Genomic DNA, 17,937 nt, shown 5'->3' on the forward strand with positions numbered 1-17,937 from the left:
ATTTTAAGGTGCTATTTCGCCGTCTTTCTCTGGAACCATTTGATCAGGAAATAAAATAACAGAAATCCTAATGCAAAAATCGAAATTCTCGATAACAGATCCCCCGCTCTTGTATAAAAAGTCTGCTTGTCATACAAATTAACTTTGGCAAATAAAGTGGTCTGATCGCCGTAAAAAGTATCAGCTATTACATCTCCTTTTGCATCAATGTGAGCAGAAATACCGCTGTTGGCAGAACGTGCAATTTCTCTCCGGGTTTCTATAGCCCTTAGCCTGGCATAAGAAAGTAATTGTTTATGGCCTTCCGTAACGCCCCACCAGGAGTCATTCGTCATGATAGCTAAGAAATTAGCTCCCTTTTTCACGTAATCGGTCACAAATTCACCGTAAATGCTTTCATAACAAATGATAGGAGCCATTTTTCCTTTGTTGTAAGGGTTAGCAAAAGCAACTCTTTCTTTGTCTATACCTAATGAAGCCACTGTTCCGCCCAAATTGAGCATTGCATCACCTAAAACAGGTTTTAAGACATTCATGTACGGAAAGATCTCGACACCGGGTACAAGCTTTCCTTTATGATAGACTTCCACTTTCTGGCCAGGGATGATCTGTACTGCAGAATTATAGCTTTCCACCCATACTCCGGAATTGATCTGATAGGCTTCTTTGGGTAAATCCTGCTGGCCGAAATAGTAACGGTGGGAGGAAATCCCCGTAGCAAAAACGGAACCGGGATGTTTGGATAAGAAATCTTTAATATTGTTTAAAAGAAAACTTTTTTCAAAAGCAGTTTCGGAAATGGAACCTCTTCCGGGGATCGCTGTTTCAGGAGCGATATAATAATCTATTTTTCCCGTTGAATTTTTTTCGGCAAGGCTTAAAAGATCATTTTCTATGGTAAGGCTGTCTTTCAGGTATTTTTCATTATAGGGATCAAGCTCCGGCTGTAATAATAAAACGTTTACCTGACCTGTGGGTTTTTCATCAAAGCTGCTATACTTTATCAATGAAATGATCATAGGGAGGATAATAAGAAGAGCTGCAATGGATATGTTTTTTATTAAATCCTTTCTTTTTCTTCCGGCCTCCCAGGTTCTTACGGTATAAAATAAGAACACGTTGATCACTAAAATCCAGAAGCTTCCTCCTGTTGCTCCCAATGTATCATACCATTGAATAAGTCTGGGGTATTCTGAAAATACATTTCCCAGATTTAGCCAGGGCCAGGTGAGTTCCCATGCCATGTGGAATTTTTCAAAGCTCATCCAGATTGCCACGAAAAAGGCAAGCCCCCAGTACGTTCCCTGTGCATTTTTATACCAATGGTAACATTGGAAAATCAAAGAATATAACAGAGAGTTTACCAGAACCGGAAATACTACTGCCATCAGGGAATGGCTTCCGTCCGGATTTTTGGAGCCGTAGAGCCAACCTGTAGTGACAATATTCCAGATGATAAAGCACAAGTAGGAGAGTCCGAAAACAATCCAGCCTTTTCTTTTATAACTTGAAAATTTGGAAATTCCGTGTTCCATCATCAAAAGAGGAACAAGTGCAAAGAATATAAAAAACGGAACACCGTAAGTAGGCCATGAAATGGACAGCAGCATCGCTGAAATGAGCGTAAGTAAAACGTATTTCATTAAATTAAATTAACATACAAATTTAATGTTTTTGAAATGAATAAATTTGCAATTGATGTTAAAGAAATTTTACAAAATATTGATTGTTCCTTACACGTTGTTTTTACTTTATCTCATGTTTTTAGGCATGGGAAGATATCAATACGATGATAATGTGGTAAGATTGGAACCGATCCTATCCACCATCAAATTTATTGAAGGAACAATTTCATGGAAAGATATCATCATTATTGTACTGGGGAATATCGTGATGTTTATTCCATTCGGGTTTTTGGGCTGGATTTTTCCTCAATTGAAAGATTTGAAAAGCCTGCTTTTTACATTTATGTCAGCGATCATTATTGTAGAAGCTCTCCAGTATTTTACCAGAATGGGGATTTTTGAAGTAGACGATGTTATCCTCAATACTTTCGGAGTGTATTTAGGATGGTTGATGTGCAAACAAATTGAAAATAAATTAGCCGTTTAGTTCCTGAGCCCGTTTTTCAGCGTTTAAAATACCTTTTTTCAGGATTTCTTTGAAGTTGTTTTCTTCGAAGGTTCTTAATGCAGCCTCAGTAGTCCCACCTTTGGATGCAACATCCTTAATGAGCTCTTCTAAATTTTTATCAGAATTGTTGATAAGGTGATAGGCTCCCAGCATAGTTTGTTTTACAAAGAGCTTGGAAAGGTTTTCTTCAATACCCATTTCGATTCCTGCCTTGATCATGGCATCAATAATATAATAGAAATAAGCGGGTCCGCTTCCGGAAAGCGCAGTAACGCCATTCAGCAGGTCTTCGTTTTCCAGATAAACAGATCTTCCGGTACTGTTCAGCAATCTTTCAATATTGATTAGCTGGCTGAAAGAAATACCGTCTGCTGAAGTATATCCGGTGATTCCCATTCCTAAAAGGGTAGGAGAATTGGGCATTGCTCTTACCACAAGAGGATGATGAAGAAGTTTCTGGATCTTTTCAATCTTTATTCCTGCCATGATGGATAAAACCATCTGGTTCTCTTTTAAGGTAAATCTGATGTTTTCGGCAACGTATTGGAAGTCCTGAGGTTTTACAGCAATAATAATAAGGTCAGCATCTATTTCTTTAACATCTTGAAAAACAGAAATCCTGGAATGAGGAAATTCTTCTGATATTTTTGCTAATCTGGATTCGTTTCGTGTGATTAATTGAAGGTTCTCAGGTTTTATAAGTTCGTATTTCAAAAAGGATTTTGAAAAAGATAAGCCCATGTTTCCCGCTCCTAAAATAGCTATTTTCATATGGATTAGTGTCTATTCTTTAAGATGTTTTCTGAAAATCAGTGTGTAATTATCGTTAAAAGTAACCATTTCTATCTTTTTGAAAGAAATTTTATGGGGTTTTTTATCCAGCTTTCCGGTCGGGTCATAATTTCGGATGAGTACGGATGTCTCATTCACTACTGTGATTTCTCCTATTGAAAACCCTTTTTTCTTTCTGCTGCTTTCAATGCTACAATGGAAATCCTGTTTTTTTAATGATTTAAAAAGAGATTCCGGGTTTTTGAGCGATGTATTCCCGATGGCTTTGTGATTGAATTGGATGAGATGCTCTTCAGATAAAATCTTTTTCTGCGTCTTGTCATATTTGTTGCATCTGATGCTTAATATTCGTTCCTGGGGAATTATTTTAATACCTGTCAACATAAAATCTGAAACCTCCTGAACCATTAAAAATTCATCAGATCTTTTAAGAATAAATCCAAATATGCATTCATCAGGGCTTTTTTCAGAAAGATAAATCTTAACAAAATTATTTTTATCAATATGTTTCTGAATCAGTTGATTAAACCCGGCGTCAGATAAAGTTTTTCCCATATTGAAGATTTGATATGCTAAAATAATCTATTTTTCAATAAGTTATGTGGGTTATTGAAGCAGATGTTAAGAACAAAATGAAAAATTAACCTTTATATAATATTGACCTCTCTTTCCAGTTCAATTCCGAATTTTTCTTTTACGGAATTGATGATCTCGGTGGAAAAATCGAAGATTTCCTTCCCGGTTGCATTTCCGGTTGCATTGATGATGACTAAAGATTGGAGCTTATGTGTGGCAACGTTTCCGATTTGCTTTCCTTTCCATCCGCATTGCTCAATAAGCCATCCTGCAGGAACCTTTACCATATTTCCATTAGGATACCCCTGAATATTTTCAAAATTTTGCTTTAATTTTTCAAACTGGGCCAAAGGTATTGTTGGGTTTTTAAAGAAGCTTCCGGCATTACCAATTTCTTTTGGGTCCGGCAATTTGCTTTGCCTGATATGGATGACCGCTTTGGAAACATCCTGGATAGTCGGGTTTTCGATGTTTAATTTCTCCAATTCGGACTGGATAGCACCATATTCGGTTTTAATAACATGTGCTTTTTTCGTTAGTTTAAATGTGACCTCTAAGATGACGTACTTTCCTTTACCTTCCTGCTTAAAGATGGAATCCCTGTACCCGAATCTGCACTGCTCAAGATTGAATGTCTCAATCTCCATGTTTTCCAGATTCAAAACGGTACATTTTACAAAGACATCTTTTATCTCTGTTCCGTAAGCACCAATATTCTGCATAGGTGAAGTGCCCACATTTCCCGGAATAAGGGAAAGGTTTTCTAAGCCACCGTAATTTTTTTCAAGACAATGCATCACAAACTCATGCCAGTTTTCTCCTGCTTTTGCGGTTACCAGAATATGATTTTCATCTGAGCCTTCTTCAGAAATTCCTTTTAAATTGATTTTAATAGCAAGTCCGTCGAAATCTTTTGTTAGTAACACATTACTTCCGCCACCTAAAAAAAGCAAAGGCTGGGAGTTTTCCGAAAGAGTATTTTTTAATTCTTCAATCGTTCTGACTTCGGTAAAATATTTTGCTTTAGCTTCTACGCCAAAAGTATTGTATGGTTGTAAAGAGAAATTTTCGTGCATGTTTATTGATATTCTTTCGGAAGAATTTTTTCTAATTGATCTTTAAATTTTTGTAACTGCCTGTAATGGATGGTATCATTATAAGAGTTGACATAAATGTAAGACTTTTTCGGAGTTTTGATCTGAAAAGTCTCATCTATTCCGTCCAATGACTGTATGCTTGCCGAACTTTCAATCTTATCCAAGCTCTTGATATCGATAGACGAGATAAGTTGTGTCCAGACTTTAGGAGCCAGAGCCAGGTTTTTTTGATGATGAACCTTACGGGCAGTCATCCCGCGTTCAGCATGAATAGAATCCTTTGTAACTTTGATAATTCTGTAGTTTCCCGCACTTCCGCCAATATATGACAGGCTTATCAATGTAATGCTGTCAGAATTATTATTAATAGGTTTTGTTTCTGTTTTTTGACATGAAAAAAATGTCAGCAATAAAAATGTTGAAAAGACTATTTTCAAAGTATTTATAAATATTACTGACATTTTATATTATAGTATTACAGGCTGAATTCAGACTTGTATTTTTCCAGTGCGTCTTTTAGAATTTCAGCACTTCTTTTTAAATCTTCTTCTTTTAAAACATATGCGATTCTGACCTGTTTTTTTCCTAATTCAGGATCACTGTAAAAGCCTCCTGCAGGAGCAACCATAATGGTTTCGTTCTTGTGGGAATATTTTTCTAACAACCACTGTGCGAATTTTTCGGTGTCATCTACAGGTAATTCCGCAACACAATAGAATGCGCCTTTTGGCTTAGGGCAGATTACTCCCGGAATGGCATTTAAAAGGTCCACAAGTGTATTTCTTCTGTGGGTGTATTCTTCCCTTACTGCACGGATGTAGGCCCCGTCGTTTTGATGCGCGGCTGTAGCGGCAATTTGTCCTAAAAGTACCGGGCTTAGTCTTGCCTGTGCGAATAACATGGCTGCATCATGGATTTTTTTAGAGCGGGTAATCATGCATCCGATTCTCACTCCACACATAGAATAACGCTTGGATTCTGAATCAATAATGATACAGTTTTCGCTCAGTTCAGGAAAAGTAAGCATAGAGATCTGTTGCTTTCCGTCATATACATATTCTCTGTATACTTCGTCGGAAATAATAACAATGTCATGCTTTAAGGCAATATCTGCCAACTGTTGAAGTTCTTCACGGGTATAAAGATAACCTGTCGGATTTCCTGGATTGCAGATAATGATCGCTCTTGTTTTGCCGGTGATTTTTTTCTCGAATTCTTCAATCGGAGGAAGTGAAAACCCGGTGTCAATGGTAGACGGAATGGCTACTACATTTACATTAAATGTACTTGTGAAACCATTGTAATTGGCATAATAAGGCTCCGGGATAATGACTTCGTCTCCTTCGTCGCAAAGAGTGGAAATGGCAAAATTCAAGGCTTCTGATCCACCATTGGTTACAATGAAATTATCTGGAGTCAGATCTTTGAAATCTAAAGAGTGATAATAATCCGTCAGCGCCTTTCTATACTCAATATTTCCTTCTGAAAGAGCATATTCCAATACTTTTAAATCAATGTTTTTTAAAGCATTTAAAGCTGTTTCCGGAGTTTCAATATCCGGTTGCCCGATATTTAAATGATATACTTTTATTCCTTTCTGTTTGGCTTTTAAAGCGTAAGGAACCAGCTTTCTCACCGGAGAAGGCGGCATGTGCTGTGCTCTGTTTGAAATATTCGGCATTGTTTTAAAAAAATTTGTATGGCAAAAATAAGATTTTAATTTTCAATACTAAAATATGTATGAAATGTATTGAAAACATGAATGGAATTGCTTTGTCGTGTTTTTATTCTTTTTAGCATATTATCATATTCTTTTTTAGTGTTTTATTAGATTATTTGGTGATAGTGAAAAGATAGGCGCTATAATTCTATTGGTTTTAGTTTGTTATGTTTGTAAAATTGTTGGATTATTTTTAAAAAAATAATTTTAATATTGATTTTTTTTTAAATTTACGGCGATAATACTAAGTATATGAAAAGAAAACTACTTTTTGGAGCTTTAAATACTATGGCTCTTCTTTCTGCGTCTGCTATCATGGCGCAAAATTTCCAGACCATGCCGGTGCAATCCGGTTATACTGCGGATGTAATAGCTAACGGGATAGGTTCTTCATCAGTCTCTACAAATAATGATGTAGATGGAGTGTCTTATGCTTTTGTTGCTAAAGATTTTCAATTAACTTCCACGAGTGCGGCTATTACGTATGGTATTCCTGTTGACGGGATTATTAATTCCGTCGTGACAGCGACACCGGGGCTCAGCTATACATTGGGAAATTTAAGCGGTAATAATTCTTTAAGGCTGGCTGTTACGAACGATAGTGGAACCCTTACTTTTACAACCCCTAAAGCGGCGACTAAATTGTATATGCTTTCTACCAGCGGAAGTGGCGGTTCAACGGTGTCTGTAACTGTGAATTTTTCAGATGGTACGAATCAGCAATTTACCAGTATTAGTGTTGCTGACTGGTATACAGGTACCAATATTGCAATTCAGGGCTTTGGAAGGATTAAAAAACCAACTACACCTTCTACTGCCAGTGATGATATTCCGTCACCTGAAGGTGGAACCAACCCAAGATTATATCAAAACGAATTGGTTATAGATGCAGCTAATCAGCAGAAACTTATCCAAAGTGTAACTGTAACAAAAACGGCTGGTACAGGAATACCAAATATTTTTGCTTTCTCAGTTGATGCTTATTCCGATTGTGCGCCTCCTACATTGCAGGCACCTTCCGCTATAACGGCTAATTCTGCTTTAGTGGCATGGACGGCTCCATCCAATGCTGTAAGCTATGATGTGTATCACAGCACTTCCAACACAACCCCTACAAATACAACAACGCCTACTTATCCGGGAGTAACAGGTACAAGTACAACGATTGGAAGTCTTAATTCGAATACTACCTATTATTATTGGGTAAGAACAAACTGTAGTTCTGCAACCAGCCAAAGTGTCTGGTCATTTGCCGGTACATTTAAAACGGCTTGTTCTACTTTCACTGTTCCATATACTGAAAATTTCGATACTACAAGTACCGGTTCTTCATCGAATAATAACGCACCAAGTTGTTGGGCGTATTTAGAAAGCACATCATTTGTGGGGTACGGATATGTAGTTGCTTCCAATAATTTTTCAGCACCTAATTCTTATTATCTGTACAATTCGAGTGCTACTACTGGAAGCCAGATGTTAGTTTCACCTCCAACTGTAAACCTTTCAGATGGTACGAAACGTGTAAGATTTTATGCGAAAGGAGGAGCGGCTAATTATACATTATTAGTGGGTACTCTATCAAATCCTACAGATCCGGCTTCTTTTACACAAATAGGCTCTCCCATTGCCTTAACGACTACCCATACACAATATACCGTTAATGTCCCTGCGGGTTCTGATCTGCAATTAGCATTTAAGCATGGGTTAGGAGGTTCTGGCCGTTCTATTTATATTGATAATATAACAGTTCAAAATATCCCTTCTTGTCTTGAGCCAACCGCAGTTACATCATCAAACGTTGCTGCATATTCGGCGACGATTGGTTGGACAGCCCCTGCTTCGGTACCGGCGATGGGATATGAGGTGTATTATAGTACAAGCAATACAGCCCCTACTTCAACTACCGTTTTAAATGCTACCAACTCTGCAACTTCTACTACAACTTCTGCACCGTTGAGTGGATTATCAGCTGCAACAGTATACTATGTTTGGGTAAGATCCAAATGTTCTGCTAGTGATGTAAGTGAATGGTCGGTAGGATCAACATTTACTACACTTTGTGCTGCTGTTATTCCTTCATATACTAACGACTTTAATACAATTCCGGGTACTTGTTGGACAAATGCACTTTCCGGAGGATCTCCAGCAACAGGTCCTACAGGAACTACAGCTTATTGGATTGCAGACGGATTCCTTAATGCAGGAACTACTGGAGCAATAAGAATGGAGCTTTACAGCAATACGAGAGTTGGATGGTTGAAAACGACAGCATTTGATTTATCTGCTGGTGGTTATAGAGTAAAATTCGATTATGGGGTAACTACTTTTTCAGGAACTACTGCTTCAGCAATGGGCTCTGATGACGTTGTACAATTCCTTGTTTCTAATGATGGGGGAACAACATGGACTGTGCTTCAGACTTGGGATGTTAATAATACTCCGTCAAATTCAACCAATACCTATATTTATAACTTAACAGGGAATACCAATCCGAATACAATATTCGCATTCTATGGAAGCGAAGGGTCAGTGAATGATACCCCTGATTATAACTTCTACGTAGATAACTTTGTGGTAGAACCAGTGAGTTTGAGTACTTCGGAAGTAAGTGGTGATAAAAAACAGATTAAAATTCATCCAAACCCATTCAAAGATGTATTGAACATTGAGGAAACGAAAGATATGAAATCTATAACGATTACGGATCTGACCGGAAGGGTAGTGAAAACTATCGATCAACCTTCAAAACAACTTTATTTAGGTGAATTGAATGCAGGTCTATACTTAGTGACTGTAAACTTCAAAGACGGATCAAAATCAACCGTGAAAGCTATTAAACAATAATTTATTAATAAAAATAAGTATAAGCAGCTATTGATTCAATAGCTGCTTTTTATTGTTGAAAATTTAAGCTGTTATTAGATATAAATTTTGTTATTTTGAAGATTATAAAAATGAATTACGATGCAAATTCCGGCCATTTCAGTAGATGATTATATTTCGAAGATTCCTGAGGAAAGACAGGAGATTTTTAAAAAACTATTTGATACCATTGATGACAATTTACCTAAAGGCTTCAAACAAGGAGTAAGTTACGGAATGGTAGGATGGGATGTCCCTTTGGAAACATATCCTTCAGGCTACCACTGTACACCGGGTACGCCATTACCTTTTATGGGACTGGCTTCACAGAAAAACTTCATTGCGCTTTATCATATGGGAATATATTCTAAGCCTGAACTTCTTGAATGGTTCGTTTCTGAGTTTCCGAAACATTCCAAAAGAAAACTGGATATGGGGAAATCCTGTGTGCGTTTTAAGAAAATTGATGAAATTCCTTTAGAGCTTATTGCTGAGCTGAGCCAAAAAATGACTGTTGATGAGTGGATCAAATGCTATGAGAAAAACCTTAAGAGATAATTTTGTCAATATTTTTATTCCCTTTTTTCTTTTACTTCTGGTTTCAGGCTGTAGGAGTTTGGGAACTTCACAGCTGGAAAACGGGGACTTGCTTTTTGTAACGGCAAAGGAAACAGGGCTTTCCGGTGCTATCAATAATGTTACCCAAAAGCAGAAAGCCATTTCCTTCGATCATATCGGGATATTAAAAAAAGAAAACCATGCTTTTTTCGTGTTGCATGCCGCACCTAAAGGAGGATCACAGAAACAGGCTTTGAAAGATTTTGTGAGAGATCAGGCTCATGAAGGACAAAAAATTATTGTTTACCGCCTGAAACCCGAATATCAAAAAACCATTCCGTCTGCTATTCATAAGGCACAATCTATGTTGGGAAAACCTTACAATTTTAATTATATCCTGGATGAAAACTCTTACTATTGTTCGGATTATATAGAACGTGCTTTTAGAGATGATCATATTTTTAAATTAGAGCCTATGACATTCATTGACCCTAAAACCGGTAAAACCCATGAATTCTGGAAAGAATTTTATAAAAAGAAAAATCTGAAAGTTCCGGAAGGAGAGCCGGGATGTAACCCAAATGGTTTAGCAGGGTCCGATAAATTAATGAGAATTAAAGAATTATAAATCAAAGAGAAGTACAATAACTTCTCTTTTTTTATATTTTTGTCAAAGAAATATAAGTCAATGCCATAAAAGACGTCCAATTCAAAATAATTTAGCTATGATTACACCCCATCCTGGTCTGCAGGTTTTACAGAACAAGGTCAACCTGCCCAAAAAAGAATTGATATTAGAAATAGAATTGAATGGGAAAATGAAATTTGAACATTTAATGAATGTTGTATATAATCAGTTTGGGATATGTCACAGAGTGTTGTCAGCTAATGTGGAATATGTAGAAGGGCGTAGTTTTGGTTCAGTGCAGTTATATATAAGCGTCAATTCAGAGGAATACGATGAACTTGAGTATTATCTGAACAACAATAAACTTTTGAGTACAACTGTAGAGTACATCTGCAGAAAATATTCTTAGGGGAGATTCATATAGTTTTAATTACAAAAAAAGCGTTCAGGCAACTGAACGCTTTTAATTTTATTTAATTGATCTTAGATTCTTTCAATATCTGCACCAATAGCTTTTAACCTGCCGTCTATATTTTCATACCCTCTGTCGATCTGTTCGATGTTATGAATAATGGATTTTCCTTCAGCCGAAAGAGCGGCAATAAGTAGTGCGTTTCCTGCCCTGATATCCGGTGAAATCATCGTGGTTCCTCTAAGCGGAGTTTCCTGGTTCAACCCGATAACGGTAGCTCTGTGCGGATCACAAAGAATAATCTGTGCTCCCATGTCGATCAACTTATCAACGAAGAACAATCTTGATTCAAACATTTTTTGGTGTACCAAAAGGCTTCCTTTCGCCTGTGTGGCAACCACCAGGATGATGGATAATAAATCCGGTGTGAATCCCGGCCACGGTGCGTCCGAAATAGTAAGAATGGACCCGTCTATAAATTTCTGGATTCTGTAATTTTCCTGTGCCGGAATATAAATATCATCATTGCTTTGTTCAAGCTGGATTCCTAGTTTTCTGAACGTATTGGGAATAACACCCAGCTGATTCCAGTTGACATTTTTAATGGTAATTTCAGATTTCGTCATAGCTGCAAGACCAATCCATGAGCCGATTTCTACCATATCCGGAAGCATTGTGTGCTCAGTTCCGCGAAGATAATCAACTCCCTCAATTGTTAAAAGATTGGATCCGATTCCGGAAATGTTGGCCCCCATTCTGTTCAGCATCTTACAAAGCTGCTGCAGATAAGGTTCGCATGCTGCATTATAAATCCTGGTCTTTCCTTTTGCTAAAACTGCTGCCATTACGATATTAGCAGTTCCTGTAACGGAAGCTTCTTCCAATAAGATGAATTTTCCGTTAAGCTCAGTAGCTTTTAAAGAATAAAAATACTCATCTTCATCATAATTAAACTCAGCACCAAGTTCTACAAGGCCTTGGAAATGGGTGTCTAATCTTCTTCTTCCGATTTTATCACCTCCCGGTGTCGGCATATAGGCTTCGCCATATCTCGCCAGCATAGGCCCCATAAGCATAATGGAACCGCGAAGCTTCGCGCCGTCTTTTTTGAATTCGTCGGATTTGATGTAATCAAAATTTACTTTATCCGCCTTAAAAGTATAATCTCCCTGTCCGTTTTTAGTTACTTTTACACCGAAGTCACCTAAAATTTCAATCAGCCTGTTGACGTCATGGATATCCGGGATATTTTTAATTCTTACCTCTTCATCTGTTAACAAAACTGCACATAAAATCTGGAGAGCTTCATTTTTGGCTCCCTGTGGAGTAATTTCCCCTTGCAGTCTTTTTCCTCCTCTTATTTGAAACGTTCCACTCATTTATTTTTTATTTTTAAAATTGTGCCTTTTCTTAGACTGATTTTTATTATTGTTGTTATTATTTTTATTGCTTCGGTTATTGCTTGTGTAATAGATTTTACTTTTTTCAAGAGAATCAATTCCCGTCAGATCCAGCCTGTTTTCAGATAATTCTTTCAAATGGCGGAAAATTACATCATCAGTAACGTGTTCTTTATTATATACGTTATAAGACTTTTTCATATTATTGGCAATCACTTCAATCAGTGCTTCCTTTTCATCTCCCGAATCGAGTTCGATGGCTTTTTCGATAAGCTGCAGAATACTTTTACCGTAAAATTTGAAATCTCCCTGAAGTTTTGGGTATTCCATTTTCTTTGGCTTTTCCGATAACTGTTCTTTAGTGGGAAAAGGATAGGGCGAGTCTACATCAAGATCATGATTGGCTAGTATGAAAAGATGATCCCAAAGTTTATGTTTATAATTTTCTTCATCACGAAGCTGAGGGTTTCTCTGACCCATAAAATCAATGATGGCCATTGCCATTTCATTCCTTTCTTCTTTGGAAGAAAGCTCTTTGCAACGCTCAACCAACTGTTGTATAATTCTGCCGTATTCCGGCATATGAAGCTGGGTTTTTTGGGTATTATATTCCATAGTATGCAAATATATGGATTATAAGAAAAATTGTATTTAAAATATGAAAAGTTTATGATTTTTTTAATGAAAATATGCAACGATTTTTTCTTCAGGTTGTAGAAAGTGAAAATTATATCGATTTTATTTTGAATTATTCAATAAATGTGTAATTTAGTTATTGGTTTAACAATTAAAAACATTCTTTATGAAAAAAACACATTTCTTACTTTCTTTTCTCGCTTTAGGGCTTATTAATTCCTGTCAGACCACTGATGAAGCCATTAATGAAATGCCACAACAACTGGAAGTTCATGATAAAACCGTAAATGTTACTCACCATGACGGCAGGCCGTTCAGCACAGGGAATAATTCGTCCAGCGCCAAATTTGTTTCCGGGCCTGGTGGTGGTGTTCTGATGCAGGGGTTTTATTGGGATGTTCCTTCAGGGGGAACGTGGTGGAATACAGTAAAAGGTAAAGTAACCGATTGGTCAAATGCAGGAATAGGAGCAATCTGGTTGCCGCCTGCTTCAAAAGCACAGAATGGAGCCTACTCCATGGGGTATGATCCTACGGATTATTATGATTTTGGAAATTATAATCAGAATGGAAGCACCGAAACACGTTTTGGATCCAGAACCGAGCTGGAGGGTCTGATTACTCAGGCTCATGCGGAAAATATGCAAGTATATGCTGACATAGTGATTAATCATAACAGTGGTGGACAATCCGAAGCAAATCCTTATACCGGAACGAGCACCTGGACTGATTTTTCAGGAGTGGCTTCAGGAAAATTTACCAGAAACTATAATGATTTTTATAAAAACTCTTACGGCAATAATGATGAAGGTGCTTTTGGAGGTTTCCCTGATTTATGTCACGCCAACCCTCATGTTCAGGACTGGTTATGGGGAAGAGATGATTCTGTCGGAAAATATTATAAAAATGTAATGAAGTTCGATGGTTGGAGATTTGATTACGTTAAAGGGTTCGGACCATGGGTTGTAAATTCCTGGAACTCGAATATTGGAGGATTTTCTGTAGGCGAATTGTGGGATTCCAATGTCAATACCTTGGAATGGTGGGCTAATAATGCCAACAGTTCGGTTTTTGATTTTGCAGCTTATTATAAAATGGATGAAGCTTTCGATAACGGAAACTTAAACCTTCTGAATGATGATATGATGTGGAAAAGAAATCCGTACAAAGCCGTTACATTTGTAGCCAATCATGACACCGATATTATCTGGAATAAAATGTTGGCGTATGCTTATATTTTAACTCATGAAGGATATCCAACGATATTCTACAGAGATTATGAAGAATGGTTAAATAAAGAAAGATTAAATAACCTGATCTGGATTCATAATAATAAAGCAACCGGAACCACTTCCATTCTTTATACCGATAATGATGAATATGTTGCAAGAAGAAACGGATATAATGGAAATCCGGGACTTGTTGTGTACATCAACAATTCTTCCAACTGGCAGGAAAGATGGATAGAAACCAATTGGAGCAACCAGCAAATTAAGGATTTTACGGGGCACTCTTCCTGGTATCCGACAACGCAGGGTGATAAATGGGTGAAAATCCAATGTCCGCCGAACAGTTATTCCGTTTGGTCTTTAAATCAATAATGAATAAGGAGAGCAATTTGCTCTCCTTTTCATTTATACTTCTATAATTTTCTTTCTTTGATGTGGGCTCGGTAAAAAACACTTCTGATTAGCAATGCTCATCCTGTTTCTGGCAACCATATCATAAATCCTGTCACTTACGGCAGGAAACATTAGCTTTCCGAAAAAGCTTAACAATTTGTAACGGCCTCCGAGGATATTGGCAATTTTAAGTACGGCTTTAGATTTTATCAGATAATACTGATGAGGTTTCCATAAATACAAGGTTTTAAATTGTTTTCTTTCCAGTCCTCTCTCTGATAAAAATTTCTGTCCGAAATCTGACTGCAGGGAAGCAAATAAAAAGTTGTCCTTTTTATCCCTTTCCAGAATCCACTGCACCCAGAAATTGCATACGCCGCACTCTCCGTCAAAAAAGACTATATATTTATTTTCCCAATCTTCCCTCATGATGTAAAATCTTTAATAGATCATTGTTCTTTCCGTTTCTTCTTTTACCTTTTTAAAGTAATTGATCAGCGCCTGTTTCTGTTCAGGAGTCAGTTTAGCATCTGAATGTCCTACAATATAGGATTCCAAAGGCATTTCATCCTTCTCGATCATTTCAATACATTCCTGCAATTTGTGTGCCTGTCTTTTAGGCTCATACGTTGAAAAAATAGAGAAGTTCAGGTGTTTTCTGCCTTCATCGATATGGTTCTTTAAAAACCATGAAGACGGAGCAATGCTGGAATACCATGGATACCTTGTTTCATGGGAATGACAGTCGTAGCATGAGGTGTTGATGATTTTAGCAATTTCCGGTGGCGTTTTTTTTATTTTTAAAAAGTCCATTCCCGGATTTAAAGGCGGGTTGGTTTTATCAATCGGGAAAAACTGAATCATAATAAATGCCACCAAGATGACAACCAATACTTTTTTCATACAGAAGAGTTTTATAACTATAAAAATAGCTAAATTTTTTAAATAAGGAACAGGGTTCAGGATTCTTCATTTATCTGGAATCATTACAGATATGACTTTTAATGAATAATTAAATGGAAATTTTAGTAATTTAAAGCTTTGTAGAATCGATGATTAATTATAGTTTTTAACTATGTTAGATATAAATATTAATAGATTGTATTTATTATTCAACTGTTGTAAGTTTGTTTCAATAATAATTTAAACAACATAAAAATCTAAATTATAATGGAAAAAGATTTAAATGACATCAGTAAATGTCCGTTTCATAACGGAACGATGAAAAAACAAAGTGTAGCTGGTGGTGGAACTCAAAATCAGGATTGGTGGCCCAACCAGTTGAGAGTGGATATCCTTCGCCAGCATTCATCACTGTCAAATCCAATGGACCAGGATTTTAATTATGCTGAAGCTTTTAAAAGCCTGGATCTGGAAGCTGTAAAAAAAGATCTTCATGATTTAATGACAGATTCACAGGATTGGTGGCCTGCGGATTTTGGACATTATGGTCCGTTATTTATTCGTATGGCATGGCATAGTGCAGGGACCTATCGTGTAGGCGATGGAAGAGGAGGAGCAGGTGCAGGACAGCAGCGTTTTGCTCCGTTAAACAGCTGGCCGGATAATGTGAATCTGGATAAAGCAAGAAGGCTTTTGTGGCCTATCAAACAGAAATATGGAAATAAAATCTCCTGGGCGGATCTTTTAATTCTTACAGGAAATATCGCTTTAGAATCTATGGGCTTCAAAACATTTGGATTTGCAGGAGGAAGAGAAGATGTTTGGGAACCGGATATGGATGTGTATTGGGGTGCAGAGACTACATGGTTAGGAGGTGATCTGCGTTATGCGCATGGTTCGGAGGGAGTAGAAAAAAGTGGAGCCGTTCTTCCTACGGATGATAATGCGGATGGAGACATCCATTCAAGGAATCTTGAAAAACCTTTGGCCGCCGTACAAATGGGACTTATTTATGTAAACCCGGAGGGACCGGACGGAAACCCTGATCCGATTGCAGCAGCGAAAGACATCCGTGATACATTCGGACGTATGGCAATGAATGATGAAGAAACCGTAGCGTTAATTGCAGGAGGCCATACTTTCGGCAAAACGCATGGCGCCGGCCCGGCTGATCATGTAGGAGATGAGCCTGAAGCTGCAGGAATAGAACAGCAGGGATTAGGTTGGAGCAGCAGTTTCGGTACAGGAAAAGGGCACGATGCCATTTCAAGTGGATTAGAAGTAACATGGACCAAGACACCTACCCAATGGAGTAATAACTTTTTTGAAAATCTTTTCGAAAACGATTGGGAATTAATCAAAAGCCCTGCAGGAGCTCATCAATGGGTAGCCAAAAATGCTGAAAATACGATTCCGGATGCATTTGATCCCTCAATAAAACGCAGGCCAACTATGCTGACTACCGACTTATCATTAAAGCTGGATCCTGCTTATGAGAAAATATCAAGACACTTTTACGAAAACCCGGATGCTTTTGCAGATGCCTTTGCCCGTGCATGGTTCAAACTGACCCATAGAGATATGGGGCCTCGTGCCCGCTATTTAGGACCGGAAGTTCCGCAGGAAGAGCTTATCTGGCAGGACCCAATTCCGGAAGTTAATCACGAACTGGTAAGCAATGAAGATATTGATTCGCTTAAAGAAAATATCAGAAATTCTGGATTGAGCATACCGGAATTAATATCAACCGCCTGGGCTTCCGCGTCAACATTCAGAGGAAGTGATAAGCGTGGTGGAGCTAATGGAGCAAGAGTCCGTTTGGCACCTCAGAAAGACTGGCAGGTGAATAACCCGGCACAATTACAGAAAGTTTTAAATGTATTGGAAAATATTCAAAAGCAATTCAATGAAGCTCAGGCGGGAGGTAAAAAAATCTCGTTGGCAGATGTAATTGTATTAGCTGGAAATGTTGCTGTTGAAAAAGCAGTACAAGGGGCAGGATATAACTTTACTGTACCTTTTGTTGCAGGAAGAATGGATGCTTCGCAAGAGCAAACGGATATAGAATCAATGGGATATTTAGAGCCTGCTGCCGATGGATTCCGTAATTATCTGAAAAGGAAATATACTATTCCTACAGAAGCTTTATTAATAGACAAAGCTCAGCTATTGACTCTTACAGCTCCTGAATTAACGGTGTTATTAGGAGGAATGCGCGTGTTGGATACCAACTTTGATGGCTCTAAACACGGTGTATTTACCCAAAGGCCGGGGGCCTTGACCAATGATTTCTTTGTAAACCTTTTAGATATGAATACCCAATGGAAAGCTATGTCCGAGGACAAAGAATTGTATATTGGTACTGACCGGTCAACAGGTCAGCCAAAATGGACTGCAACACGTGCAGATTTGGTTTTTGGTTCTAATTCTGAATTGAGAGCAATTGCCGAAGTCTATGCGAGTTCCGATGGTCAGGAAAAATTTGTTAAAGATTTTATTGCGGCCTGGACTAAAGTAATGAATCTTGATAGATTTGATTTGAAGTAATCTAATGTATTTAACATAATATTGAGAAAAACAGTCATATTTGGCTGTTTTT

General features: G+C 37.7%; 17 protein-coding genes. 7 read left to right on the forward strand and 10 right to left on the reverse strand.

Annotated features, from left to right (window positions below):
• Positions 1–11: 11 nt before the first annotated feature.
• On the reverse strand, positions 12–1,643 hold the full coding sequence (gene lnt / locus BCF58_RS02120) for an apolipoprotein N-acyltransferase (protein WP_121460144.1): 1,632 nt from the start codon (positions 1,641–1,643) through the stop codon (positions 12–14).
• A gap of 55 nt (positions 1,644–1,698) precedes the next feature.
• On the opposite strand from lnt, the gene BCF58_RS02125 reads away from it, so the two are divergent.
• Positions 1,699–2,112, forward strand: a complete 414-nt coding sequence (locus tag BCF58_RS02125) for a VanZ family protein (protein WP_121460145.1) — start codon at positions 1,699–1,701, stop codon at positions 2,110–2,112.
• Here BCF58_RS02125 and proC read toward each other — a convergent pair.
• The 5 genes from proC to BCF58_RS02150 form a co-directional block, all read right to left on the reverse strand.
• Positions 2,101–2,904 carry a pyrroline-5-carboxylate reductase gene (gene proC, locus BCF58_RS02130; protein WP_121460146.1) on the reverse strand — a complete coding sequence of 268 codons (804 nt, stop codon included), beginning with the start codon at positions 2,902–2,904 and terminating at the stop codon, positions 2,101–2,103. The genes BCF58_RS02125 and proC overlap by 12 nt on opposite strands.
• Before the next feature lie 12 nt (positions 2,905–2,916).
• Positions 2,917–3,480, reverse strand: a complete 564-nt coding sequence (locus BCF58_RS02135; RefSeq protein ID WP_121460147.1) for a hypothetical protein — start codon at positions 3,478–3,480, stop codon at positions 2,917–2,919.
• 92 nt (positions 3,481–3,572) lie between these two features.
• A complete protein-coding gene (gene murB, locus BCF58_RS02140; RefSeq protein ID WP_121460148.1) occupies positions 3,573–4,583 on the reverse strand; it encodes a UDP-N-acetylmuramate dehydrogenase in 1,011 nt (336 codons plus the stop codon).
• Positions 4,580–5,059 carry a hypothetical protein gene (locus tag BCF58_RS02145; protein ID WP_121460149.1) on the reverse strand — a complete coding sequence of 160 codons (480 nt, stop codon included), beginning with the start codon at positions 5,057–5,059 and terminating at the stop codon, positions 4,580–4,582. The genes murB and BCF58_RS02145 overlap by 4 nt, the downstream gene beginning before the upstream one ends.
• 14 nt (positions 5,060–5,073) lie before the next feature.
• Positions 5,074–6,279: a pyridoxal phosphate-dependent aminotransferase gene (locus BCF58_RS02150; protein WP_121460150.1), complete on the reverse strand. Its 1,206-nt coding sequence runs from the start codon at positions 6,277–6,279 to the stop codon at positions 5,074–5,076.
• Between the two features lie 291 nt (positions 6,280–6,570).
• Here BCF58_RS02150 and BCF58_RS02155 point away from each other — a divergent pair, with 291 nt between their 5' ends.
• The 4 genes from BCF58_RS02155 to BCF58_RS02170 all read left to right on the forward strand — a co-directional run bounded on the left by BCF58_RS02155 (position 6,571) and on the right by BCF58_RS02170 (position 10,775).
• A complete protein-coding gene (locus tag BCF58_RS02155; protein WP_121460151.1) occupies positions 6,571–9,162 on the forward strand; it encodes a fibronectin type III domain-containing protein in 2,592 nt (863 codons plus the stop codon).
• Between the two features lie 120 nt (positions 9,163–9,282).
• The gene (locus BCF58_RS02160; protein ID WP_121460152.1) at positions 9,283–9,738 is read left to right on the forward strand and encodes a DUF1801 domain-containing protein; all 456 of its coding nucleotides are present in this window, start codon (positions 9,283–9,285) and stop codon (positions 9,736–9,738) included.
• Positions 9,698–10,366 carry a YiiX/YebB-like N1pC/P60 family cysteine hydrolase gene (locus BCF58_RS02165; protein ID WP_121460153.1) on the forward strand — a complete coding sequence of 223 codons (669 nt, stop codon included), beginning with the start codon at positions 9,698–9,700 and terminating at the stop codon, positions 10,364–10,366. The genes BCF58_RS02160 and BCF58_RS02165 overlap by 41 nt, the downstream gene beginning before the upstream one ends.
• A gap of 97 nt (positions 10,367–10,463) precedes the next feature.
• Complete coding sequence (locus tag BCF58_RS02170; protein WP_121460154.1) at positions 10,464–10,775, forward strand: NIL domain-containing protein; 312 nt, start codon at positions 10,464–10,466, stop codon at positions 10,773–10,775.
• A gap of 74 nt (positions 10,776–10,849) precedes the next feature.
• Here BCF58_RS02170 and murA read toward each other — a convergent pair whose 3' ends face one another.
• Complete coding sequence (murA, locus tag BCF58_RS02175) at positions 10,850–12,157, reverse strand: UDP-N-acetylglucosamine 1-carboxyvinyltransferase (protein WP_121460155.1); 1,308 nt, start codon at positions 12,155–12,157, stop codon at positions 10,850–10,852.
• Entirely contained in the window at positions 12,158–12,793 is a 636-nt protein-coding gene (locus BCF58_RS02180) for a DUF4290 domain-containing protein (protein ID WP_121460156.1), read from the reverse strand.
• A 187-nt stretch (positions 12,794–12,980) separates the two neighbouring features.
• On the opposite strand from BCF58_RS02180, the gene BCF58_RS02185 reads away from it, so the two are divergent.
• On the forward strand, positions 12,981–14,414 hold the full coding sequence (locus tag BCF58_RS02185; protein WP_121460157.1) for an alpha-amylase: 1,434 nt from the start codon (positions 12,981–12,983) through the stop codon (positions 14,412–14,414).
• Positions 14,415–14,447: 33 nt separating this feature from the next.
• Here BCF58_RS02185 and BCF58_RS02190 read toward each other — a convergent pair whose 3' ends face one another.
• On the reverse strand, positions 14,448–14,864 hold the full coding sequence (locus BCF58_RS02190) for a thiol-disulfide oxidoreductase DCC family protein (protein ID WP_121460158.1): 417 nt from the start codon (positions 14,862–14,864) through the stop codon (positions 14,448–14,450).
• Positions 14,865–14,876: 12 nt separating this feature from the next.
• The gene (locus BCF58_RS02195; RefSeq protein ID WP_121460159.1) at positions 14,877–15,338 is read right to left on the reverse strand and encodes a heme-binding domain-containing protein; all 462 of its coding nucleotides are present in this window, start codon (positions 15,336–15,338) and stop codon (positions 14,877–14,879) included.
• 267 nt (positions 15,339–15,605) lie between these two features.
• On the opposite strand from BCF58_RS02195, the gene katG reads away from it, so the two are divergent.
• Positions 15,606–17,885: a catalase/peroxidase HPI gene (gene katG / locus BCF58_RS02200; protein ID WP_121460160.1), complete on the forward strand. Its 2,280-nt coding sequence runs from the start codon at positions 15,606–15,608 to the stop codon at positions 17,883–17,885.
• Positions 17,886–17,937: the final 52 nt, after the last annotated feature.

Source organism: Chryseobacterium defluvii (assembly GCF_003634775.1).
Lineage (GTDB): Bacteria > Bacteroidota > Bacteroidia > Flavobacteriales > Weeksellaceae > Chryseobacterium > Chryseobacterium defluvii.